The sequence below is a fragment of the Streptomyces purpurogeneiscleroticus genome, from assembly GCF_020024005.1.
GTDB classification, from domain to species: domain Bacteria; phylum Actinomycetota; class Actinomycetes; order Streptomycetales; family Streptomycetaceae; genus Streptomyces; species Streptomyces purpurogeneiscleroticus.
In genome coordinates this window covers 1-9,451 of record NZ_NHSG01000478.1, presented here as the reverse complement: position 1 = coordinate 9,451, position 9,451 = coordinate 1, and the positions used below count along the sequence as shown (strand labels likewise).

Here is a 9,451-nt window from a genome sequence, read left to right as displayed (position 1 = left end):
CGGCGGCGGTGCTGACAGGCGGCGCCTACGCGGTCCTCCGGATGACGGGCGGCCGCGCGCCCGGAAGCCGCCGGCTCAGCGCCGCGACTCCGGGATCGCGTCTCCGCACGGTGCGTCGCTGCGCCCGTAGTGGTGCGTCGTGAACATGTAGATGAGGCCCACCAGGACGACGACGCCGCCGCACAGCAGCACGATGTAGTTGTCGTACCAGGGGGCCTCGGGCGTGCGGGCCCAGCAGATGTTGACGATGGCGAAGATGCCGTACACCAGCGCCCCGGCGTTCACCAGCAGGCCCCAGCGGCCGAGCCGGTACTCGCCGCTCGGCTTCCAGCCCTTCAGCCGGGCGCGCAGCGAGGCCAGTACCACCATCTGGAACGAGCCGTAGATGCCCAGGATCGCGAACGACACGATTTTGGTGAGCGCGTCCTCCGACACCAGGGAGCCGAAGGCGATGATCGCCGGGATCACGGCCGACACGAAGAGCGCCCAGCCCGGCACCGCCCTGGCGTGCGCGAACTTCCGCAGCAGCCGGTGCCCGACGATCATCTGGTCGCGCGCGTACGAGTAGATGAGCCGGCCGGCCGCCGCCTGGAGGCTGATCGTGCAGGAGAGGAAGGAGATGAGGACCACGGCCATCACCAGCCGGGCCCCGACCTCGCCCAGCGCGTCGTACAGCAGGTGCACCACCGGGTCGGTGTCCTCCCCGGAGATCACCGCGCGGTAGTCGGTGACGGAGAGCAGGAGCGACAGGCAGGTGAAGGTGGCCGCCGCGCCGCCCACGTAGATCGTGCGGCGCATCGCCTTCGGAATCACCCGGCCCGGATGCGCGACCTCCTCGGCGGTGTCCCCGCACGCCTCGAAGCCGTAGTACTGGTAGAAGCCGATGATCGCGGCGGCCAGGAAGACCGGCAGATAGCTGCCGTCGCCCTCGGTGTTGTACGTGTCGAAGATGACGCCGAGGTTGTGCTCGCGGTGGGTGGCCAGCAGATAGATGCCGACGATCAGCGCGCCGATCAGCTCCGCGCCGAACCCGATCACGGCCGCCAGCGAGAGCGCCTTCGTACCGGCGTAGTTGATGAGTACGGCGATGACGATGAGCACGACCGTGCAGAGAACGGTGGTGTGGACCGTTGGCTCGAAGCCGATGAGGAGAGCGATGTACGGGCCCGCGCCGTACGCCACCGATGTGATCGTGACCAGCAGCGCCCACATGTAGATCCAGCCGGTCATCCACGCCCAGCGCTTGCCCCACAGGTGCCGGGCCCACGGGTAGACCCCGCCCGCGATGGGGAACTGCGCCACCACTTCACTGAAGACCAGCGCGACCAGGAACTGGCCGCAGCCGGCCAGCACGAACGCCCAGATCATCGGCGGGCCGCCCTCGCCGAGCGCGGTGGCGAAGAGGGTGTAGGTGCTGACGACGGGGGAGAGGTAGGTGAAGCCGAGCGCGAAGTTCGCCCACGGGCCCATGTCCTTGCGGAACTCCGAGCCGGCGATGGACCCGTCGCTGCTCTCGTCCCCGCCGCCGGCCGCGCCGTCGGCCGGGGTGTTCGCCGTGGCCATCACCGACCGCCTCCGCCCGTGCCCCGGAGCAGGTCCGCCGCTCGTTCGGCCGCCAGCAGCACCGTCACCATCGGGTTGATCGTCGGCATCGTCGGGAAGAGCGAGGCGTCCACGACACGGATGCCGTCCAGGCCGCGCACCCGCAGCTGGGGATCGAGTACGGCCATGGGATCGTCGTCGCCGCCCATCTTGCAGGTGCCCGCCGGGTGGTACACGGTGTGCGCGGCCCGCCGCCCGTACTCCGACAGCGCCGCGTCCGAGGTGACGTCCGGACCCGGCGCCACCTCCCGCTTCAGCCAGTCCCGCAGCGGCGGCGTCGCCGCCACCTCGCGCGCCACCTTCAGCCCGTCCACGATCGTCTCCTCGTCGTGCCCGTCCGGATCGGTGAAGTACCGGAAATCCAGCGCCGGTTTCTCCGCCGGGTCCGCGCTGCGCAGCCACATCCGGCCCACGGAACGGGCCCGCGGCACGTTCGGCGTCATGCACACGCCGTGCGCCGGCACCGGATAGCCCAGCCGCTCCGTGTTGACGGTGAACGGCACTTGGTAGAAGTGGAACATCAGGTCGGGCCGTGGCCCGCCGCCCGGATCGCGCCGGAGAAAGAGCCCGGCGTCGGAGTCCATCGCCGAGTTCGGCGGCAGCGGTCCGTCCGTCTCCCAGACGATCACCGACTCCGGGTGGTCGAGCAGGTTCTCGCCCACGCCCGGCAGGTCCGCCCGTACCTCGATGCCCAGCTCGCGCAGCTGATCCGCCGGGCCGATGCCGGAGAGCATCAGCAGCCGCGGCGTGTCGATCGCACCCGCGCACAGCAGCAGCTCCCGCTCCGCCCGCAGCGTCGACTCCGTGCCGTCCGCCGACCGCACGCGTACGCAGGTCGTCCGGCCGTCCCCGTCCGGCACCACCTCATGCGCCCAGGTCTCCAGCTTCAGCGTCAGGTTCGGCCGGTCCAAGACGGGGTGGAGGTAGGCCACCGACGCCGACGACCGCTTGTTGCCCTCCGCCTCGTAAGCCAGCGAGAAGAAGCCCACCCCGTCCGCGAACGGCCGGGCGTTGAAGTCCTCGACCACCGGCACGCCCAGCGCGGACGCCGCGGCTGTCACGAAGTCCTTCGCGATCGGATTGCGGTCCTGCTCCGCCACCGGGACGATGCGGTTCTGCAGCCGGTCGCGGTACGGCAGGACCGTCGCGGCGTCCCAGCCGGTACAGCCCAGCGCCGCCCACTCGTCCATGTCCTCCGGCAGCGGCAGAAAGCTGATCAGGGTGTTGTGCGAGGAGCAGCCGCCCAGTACGCGCGCCCGCGAGTGCAGGATGTGCGAGTTGCCGCGCGGCTGTTCCACGGTCGTGTAGCCGTAGTCGTACTCCGAGTCCAGCAGGTTGATCCAGTTGCGCAGCCGCAGGATCTTCTCGTCGCCCACGTCGCTGGGCCCGCCCTCGACCACGCACACCCGGCAGCCGGGATCCTCGGTCAGCCGCGCGGCCAGGACACAGCCCGCCGTGCCCCCGCCGACAATGACGTAGTCGAACTCCGTACCGTCGCCCATTCCCCGCTCCTCACTCCCTCCGGTCGCCACGCCCGCGCCTCAGCCCTTGAACCAGCCGGAAGGGGCCGGCCTGAGGTTCTGGTAGATGTGCTTGGCCTCCTGGTACTCGCGCAGCCCGGTCGGGCCGAGCTCGCGCCCGACGCCGGAGTGGCCGAAGCCGCCCCACTCGGCCTGCGGCACGTACGGATGGAAGTCGTTGATCCAGACCGTGCCGTGCCGCAGCCGCTGCGCCACCCGCTGCGCCCGGCTCGCGTCACTGGTCCACACGGCGCCCGCCAGCCCGTACTTGGTGTCGTTGGCGAGCCGTACCGCGTCCTCCTCGTCCCGGAACCGCTCGACCGTCACCACCGGGCCGAACACCTCCTCCTGCACGATCCGCATCGACCGGTCGCAGTCCGCGTAGATCGTCGGCAGGACGAAGAAGCCGCGGGAGAGCTCGGGGTCGTCCGGGCGGCGCCCGCCGCACACCAGCCGCGCGCCCTCGTTGCGGGCGACCTCCAGATAGCCCTCCACCTTCTCGCGGTGCTCGGCGGAGCTGAGCGGCCCGCTCTCGGTGTCCTCGTGCATGCCGTCGCCCAGCCGGATGCGCCGCGCCCGGTCGGCCAGCGCCTCGACGAACCGGTCGTACAGCCCTTCCTGCACGATCAGCCGCGACCCGGCCGAACACACCTGCCCCGAGTGCAGGAAGGAAGCGTCCAGCGCGTAATCCACCGCCGCGTCGAAGTCGCAGTCCTCGAACACCACGTTGGGGTTCTTGCCGCCCAGCTCCAGCGCGATGTTCTTCACGTCGGCCGCGGCGCCCGCCATGATCGTGCGGCCGGTGGCCAGCCCGCCCGTGAACGACACCATGTCCACATCCGGGTGCTGGGTCATCGCGGCGCCGACCGTCGAGCCCGGACCGAGGACCAGATTCGCCACTCCGGGCGGCGCGCCCGCCTCCTCCAGCAGCCGGAACAGGATGATCGTCGTCAGCGGTGTCGTCTCGCTCGGCTTCAGGACGAAGGTGTTGCCCGCCGCGAGCGCGGGCGCCACCTTCCAGGTCGCCTGGAGCAGCGGATAGTTCCACGGCGCGATCAGCGCGCAGACCCCGACCGGCTGGTACACCACCCGGCTCAGCACGTCCGGGCCGACGTCCACCACCCGCCCGCCGTCCTTGTCGGCGATCTCGGCGAAGTACCGGAAGGCGTTCGCGATGTCCTCGATGTCGATCCGGGACTCCGCGATCGTCTTCCCGGTGTCCTGCGTCTCCGTGCGGGCGATGTCCTCCAGGTCGCGCAGCAGCAGCTCGTACACCCGGTGCAGGACGTCGGCGCGGCGCCGGGTCGCGGCGTTCGCCCACTCGCCCGCGTCGAATGCGCGCCGGGCGGCCCGCACCGCCCGGTCGACGTCCGTCCCGTCCGCGTCGTCGACGGTCGTCACCACGGAGGCGTCGAACGGATTGACCACATCACGCCGGCCGCCCGCCGCCGCCCCCGTCCACTCACCGTCGATGTACAGGTCAGCCATCTGCTGGTCTCCTCGCTCCCCGCCACTCCGGGGCCGTACGCCGGGGCCTGGACCCGCACCATCGTCCTGAGTCGACGGCGGCGAGCGGCGGGGCGCACCGAAGGGACCGGGCTACGGCGGGGAAAGTGACTCGGTCGGGCTAAGGGGCGCGGCGGCCGGCCGGCGCGGGCCGCGGGCCGGGCGCCAGGTGGCGACCAGGGCGCCGGCCAGCAGCAGCTCGGCGAGGTCGCCGCCGTAGTACATGAGCTCCGCGCCGCCCCGCACCTGGTCGACCGGCGCGTGCACGCCGATGAGGAAGCCGCCGTACAGGAGCTGCGAGAACGTCGCGTGGAGGGCGACGGCCACGCCCAGGAGGACCAGCCGGGCCGGCACGCCCGGCCGCGCCGGAGCCGGGTCCGGCCCCGCCACGACCCAGGCGAAGAGGCAGCCCGAGAGCAGGAAGTGCGCATGCACCAGCCAGTGCAGCGCGGGGCTCGCCGCGGTCGCGTCGTACAGCGGGGTGCCGTACAGGAGGGCCAGCGAGCCGGTGCTCAGCAGCAGCGCGGTGACCGGGTGGGCCACCGGCCGCAGCGGGCGGCTGTGCAGCACGCCGGTCAGCCGCCGGGCGCGGCGCGGCGGCAGCGTCCGCAGCAGCAGCGTCACCGGCGCACCGAGGACCAGCGCGAGCGGCGCATACATCCCGATCAGCAGATGCTGGGCCATGTGGCCGCGGAAGTCCCCGTGCGCGAAGGCCCCCAGCGGCGGCAGCAGCGCCCCGGCCACCAGCGCGCAGCCCGTCAGGAAACTCGCGGTGCGCCAGGGGCTCCAGCCCTTGGCGGCCGGGCGCCGGGCGGTCCGGCGTACGAGCAGCAGATAGCCGGCGGCGAGCACGGCCAGCGCGCACACGGCCACCGCCGTCGGGAGCGGGCCGCCGGGCAGCGGGTGCGCGCCCCCGGAGTGGTGCTCATGACCGCCCATCAGGCACCCCGTTCGGGAGCGCGTTCAGGGTCGAAGGCCCGGCCGCCGCGCTGGAGCGCCCAGCCCCCGAGGAGCAGCAGCGCCCCCAGCACAAGGAAGCCGATGTCCCACCAGACCTGGTACGGCCCGCCGTGCACGTGGTGAATGCCGAGGATCTGATGGTCCAGCACCCCCTCGACGAGGTTGAACAGCCCCCAGCCCGCCAGGACCCAGCCCCACAGCACCCGCGAACCCCACACCCGCCGCCGCCCGTGCGTGACCCGGGAGTACAGCAGGGCCAGCCCGATGAGCACCGCGAGCCAGCACACGGTATGGAAGATGCCGTCCCACACGGTGTTCATCCGTAGCCCGGACACCGTGTGGGCCGGGTAGTACTTGATGCCGATGCGGTCGGTGTTCGTGCTGGTCAGCATGTGGTGCCACTGCAGGAGCTGGTGCAGCAGAATGCCGTCGACGAACCCGCCGAGGCCCACGCCCAGCACGATCCCCGGCAGCCGGATGCTGCGGGGGTCGGGGCCTGCCCGTACCTCGCCCGTGGTGGTGGCCATACGGTCACTCCTTCCGATCCGACGCCTCGTCCCCCGGTTCCTGCACCGGTTCCCGATACCGGCCCCGGTACCGGTTCCCGCACCCGGCCGTCCTTCACTCGGCTGTCGCGAACCCGTCCACCATCCGCAGCACGGACCGCACCCGCTCCTCGACCGGCGCGCGCTCCAGCTCGACCGGCTCGTAGCCGTACTCCGCGTACGTCTCGACCATCACCCGATACGTCCGCTCCGCCTCCTCGGGTGACTGCTTCCGCTCGGCGTCCGCCGCGTAGATCTCCGGCCAGAAGGGAGCGACGCACACGCGGCGGTGGTACCGGTACGTCTGCGCGGCCGCGTGCACATGGGCGGGTACCGGGAGGCCCTCCAGCCGGAGGTAGCCGACGATGTCGGGGAGTCCGCGGTCGAAGAAGACGGGGCCGGCGGGCGGCGCGGCCGGGTCCGCGGCGAGCCGGTACGAGCGCAGCTCCCAGCTCAGCATCAGCTCGGCGAACAGTTCCCGGTCGGCCCACGGCAGCCCCCGCCCGCCGACGGCCACCTGATCCCGGATCACGCCCCGGCCCGCCTCCTCCGACCGGGCGTACCCGAGCGCCGCCAGCCGCTCGATGAGCGTGCTCTTGCCGGCGCCGGGGCCGCCGGTGAGGACGACGAAACGGTCGGCGTGCGGAGAAGCGGGAACTGACGACATGGCGGACACCTTTCGTGCCGTTATGGGTGGGAGAGGGCGGAGCGTGGCAGCCTGCAGGGCGCAGACAACTCGGGAAACGGAGCGTACGTATGCAGCTCGATCTGTCAGGACGGACCGCGCTGGTCACCGGATCGACGCAGGGGATCGGGGCGGCGATTGCCGCGGGGCTCGCGCGGTCGGGGGCGCGGGTCGGGGTCAACGGGCGGAACGCCGGGCGGGTCGAGGAGGCGGTGGCGCGGCTCGGGGAGGAGGTGCCCGGCGGGGAGTTCGTCGCGGCGGTCGGCGATGTGACCACCGAAGAGGGCACCGCCGGGCTGGCGGAGGCGCTGCCGGAGGTGGACATCCTCGTCAACAACCTCGGCATCTTCGGCGCGCAGGACCCCCTGGAGATCAGCGACGCGGAGTGGCGGCGCTACTTCGAGGTGAACGTGCTGGCCGCGGTCCGGCTCACCCGAACATACCTGCCGGGCATGACCGGGCGCGGCTGGGGCCGGATCCAGTACATCGCCAGCGACTCGGCGGTGGTGATCCCCGCCGAGATGATCCACTACGGCATGTCGAAGACGGCGCTCCTCGCGGTGAGCCGGGGCTTCGCGAAGCAGGCGGCCGGCACCGGCGTCACGGTCAACTCCGTCATCGCCGGGCCGACGCACACCGGCGGCGTGCGGGACTTCGTGTACGAGCTGGTCGACCGCGATCTGCCGTGGGACGAGGCGCAGCGCGTCTTCATGCGGGAGCACCGCCCGCAGTCGCTCCTGCAGCGGCTGATCGAGCCGGCGGAGATCGCCCATATGGTCGTCTACCTCAGCTCCGAGCAGGCGTCGGCGACCACCGGCGGCGCCGTCCGTGTCGACGGCGGTTACGTGGACTCGATTCTGCCGTGAGCGGCACGGGCCCGGCCGGCAGCACTCCATACGGACCAGTCCGGCGGGCGGAGCGCCGTCCGGGCGGGTGAGGCTGGGTATCCGATCACCCGCTTCGGAAGGTGCTGTACCCATGCGAGGGCATCAGCGAGACGTGAACGACGACGGTGGCGGCGGCGGAGCGAGCGCCGGCGGCAGGACCGGCGGTGGTCAGCACCGGGCGCCCAAGGGCCCGGGTGACCTGCCCAAGGCATCGTGGACGGCGGTGCTGAAGCGCACCGCGAAGGAGTTCAAGAAGGACAACCTCACCGACCTGGCCGCCGCCCTCACGTACTACGGCGTGCTCGCGATCTTCCCCGCCGCGCTGGCGCTGGTGTCGATCCTGGGCCTGATGGGCAGCGGGACGCTCCAGCCGATGATCGACAACGTCGGGAAGTTCGCGCCGGGCGCCGCCCGCGATCTCATCACCAGCATGCTCAAACAGATGCAGGGCAGCCAGGGCAAGGCCGGCATCGCCCTGGTCATCGGCATCCTCGTCGCCCTGTGGTCGGCCTCCGGCTACATCGCGGCCTTCATGCGCGCCGCGAACACCGTGTACGACATCGGCGAGGGCCGGCCGGCGTGGAAGATCCTGCCGACCCGCTTCCTCATCACCGTCGTGACGGTCGTCCTCCTCGCGGTCATCTCCGTGGCCGTGGTGTTCACCGGCTCGCTGGCGCAGAAGGCGGGGGACGTCATCGGGCTCGGCAGCACCGCGATCACGGTGTGGAACATCGCCAAGTGGCCCGTGATGGTGCTGCTGGTGGGCTTCATCATCGCGCTGCTGTACTGGGCGGCGCCCAACGTCAAGCGCCGGTTTCGCTGGGTCACCCCCGGCAGCCTGCTCGCCGTGCTGCTCTGGCTGGTCGCCTCGGCACTCTTCGCCCTCTACGTCGCCAACTTCAGCAGCTACAACAAGACTTACGGCAGCCTGGCCGGGATCATCATCTTCCTGGTCTGGCTGTGGATCTCCAACCTCGCCATCCTGCTCGGTCTGGAATTCAACGCCGAGATGGAGCGGAGCCGCGCCCTGGAAGCCGGGCATCCGGGGGACGAGGAGCCGTACGTCGAACCGCGCGACACCCGGAAGCTCTGAGCGAGCCCCCGCTACGCACCCGGCGGAGGACCGCCTCCGCCGTGCTGCGGTGCCGGGCCCGGCCCCTCGCGGAACCGGGCCCTGCGCCGCTCTACCGGCGGCTCTCCTCCTCCCCTTCCACGCGGTCAGTCCTTCTTCTTGGTGGCCTGCTCATCGCCGTCAGCGCTCGCCGGCTCCTGCTGTTCGGCCGGTTCCTGCCGCCCCGAGCGCCGCAACAGGACAGTCGCGCCGCCGACGGCCAGCGCAACCGGCCACTCCAGCGCCCCGGCGACGGCCAGTGCGCCCAGCCCGCCGTAGTACAGGAGTTCCCTGGCAGGCGGCAGGGGCGGCAGCCAGTCGCCGGCCGTCCGCGCGTTGTTCACCACGTCCCCGGGCGTGAAGTAGGGGACGTGCAGCGGGGCGCGGACATCGAGGGTGTGCACGCTCAGGCCCTGCTTACTGCGGTGGACGTGCGTGTCCTCGGCGGTGTCCGGCGGGGGCGTCCGCTTCGCGGCGGATTTCCGCGTGCTTTCAGCTGTACTGGGCATCCCAACTCCTCGTTTGGCCCGAGTACGGTGTGCTGTGCGTACTCCATTCTGGCGCGTCCGAGGACGCGTCGGGGCATCGAATCGAGGCGGGCGGGCACCGGCTTCGGGGGGCCGGATGTCGGGAGG

General features: G+C 71.6%; 9 protein-coding genes. 2 read left to right on the top strand and 7 right to left on the bottom strand.

Translation table 11 applies throughout. The features are described 5' to 3' along the window. Window positions 1-75: 75 nt before the first annotated feature. The 6 genes from CCS38_RS34520 to CCS38_RS34495 form a co-directional block, all read right to left on the bottom strand. The gene (locus tag CCS38_RS34520) at window positions 76-1,563 is read right to left on the bottom strand and encodes an APC family permease (protein WP_223737543.1); all 1,488 of its coding nucleotides are present in this window, start codon (window positions 1,561-1,563) and stop codon (window positions 76-78) included. Further along, on the bottom strand, window positions 1,563-3,104 hold the full coding sequence (locus CCS38_RS34515) for a GMC family oxidoreductase (protein ID WP_223737541.1): 1,542 nt from the start codon (window positions 3,102-3,104) through the stop codon (window positions 1,563-1,565). Before CCS38_RS34515 ends, CCS38_RS34520 begins: the two co-directional genes overlap by 1 nt. A 39-nt stretch (window positions 3,105-3,143) precedes the next feature. Beyond that, the gene (locus CCS38_RS34510; RefSeq protein WP_223737530.1) at window positions 3,144-4,610 is read right to left on the bottom strand and encodes an aldehyde dehydrogenase family protein; all 1,467 of its coding nucleotides are present in this window, start codon (window positions 4,608-4,610) and stop codon (window positions 3,144-3,146) included. A 111-nt stretch (window positions 4,611-4,721) separates the two neighbouring features. After that, window positions 4,722-5,567: a cytochrome c oxidase assembly protein gene (locus CCS38_RS34505; protein ID WP_223737528.1), complete on the bottom strand. Its 846-nt coding sequence runs from the start codon at window positions 5,565-5,567 to the stop codon at window positions 4,722-4,724. Then, window positions 5,567-6,115 carry a DUF2243 domain-containing protein gene (locus tag CCS38_RS34500; RefSeq protein WP_223737526.1) on the bottom strand — a complete coding sequence of 183 codons (549 nt, stop codon included), beginning with the start codon at window positions 6,113-6,115 and terminating at the stop codon, window positions 5,567-5,569. Before CCS38_RS34500 ends, CCS38_RS34505 begins: the two co-directional genes overlap by 1 nt. A 94-nt stretch (window positions 6,116-6,209) precedes the next feature. Further along, on the bottom strand, window positions 6,210-6,800 hold the full coding sequence (locus tag CCS38_RS34495) for an AAA family ATPase (RefSeq protein ID WP_223737524.1): 591 nt from the start codon (window positions 6,798-6,800) through the stop codon (window positions 6,210-6,212). A gap of 89 nt (window positions 6,801-6,889) precedes the next feature. Here CCS38_RS34495 and CCS38_RS34490 point away from each other — a divergent pair, with 89 nt between their 5' ends. Beyond that, window positions 6,890-7,684, top strand: coding sequence for an SDR family NAD(P)-dependent oxidoreductase (locus CCS38_RS34490; protein WP_223737522.1), 795 nt, complete (start codon window positions 6,890-6,892; stop codon window positions 7,682-7,684). 112 nt (window positions 7,685-7,796) lie between these two features. Continuing rightward, on the top strand, window positions 7,797-8,798 hold the full coding sequence (locus CCS38_RS34485) for a YihY/virulence factor BrkB family protein (protein ID WP_223737520.1): 1,002 nt from the start codon (window positions 7,797-7,799) through the stop codon (window positions 8,796-8,798). Window positions 8,799-8,923: 125 nt separating this feature from the next. Here the strand turns inward: CCS38_RS34485 and CCS38_RS34480 are convergent, their stop codons facing one another. Further along, window positions 8,924-9,325, bottom strand: a complete 402-nt coding sequence (locus CCS38_RS34480) for a hypothetical protein (protein WP_223737519.1) — start codon at window positions 9,323-9,325, stop codon at window positions 8,924-8,926. Window positions 9,326-9,451 lie beyond the last annotated feature (126 nt).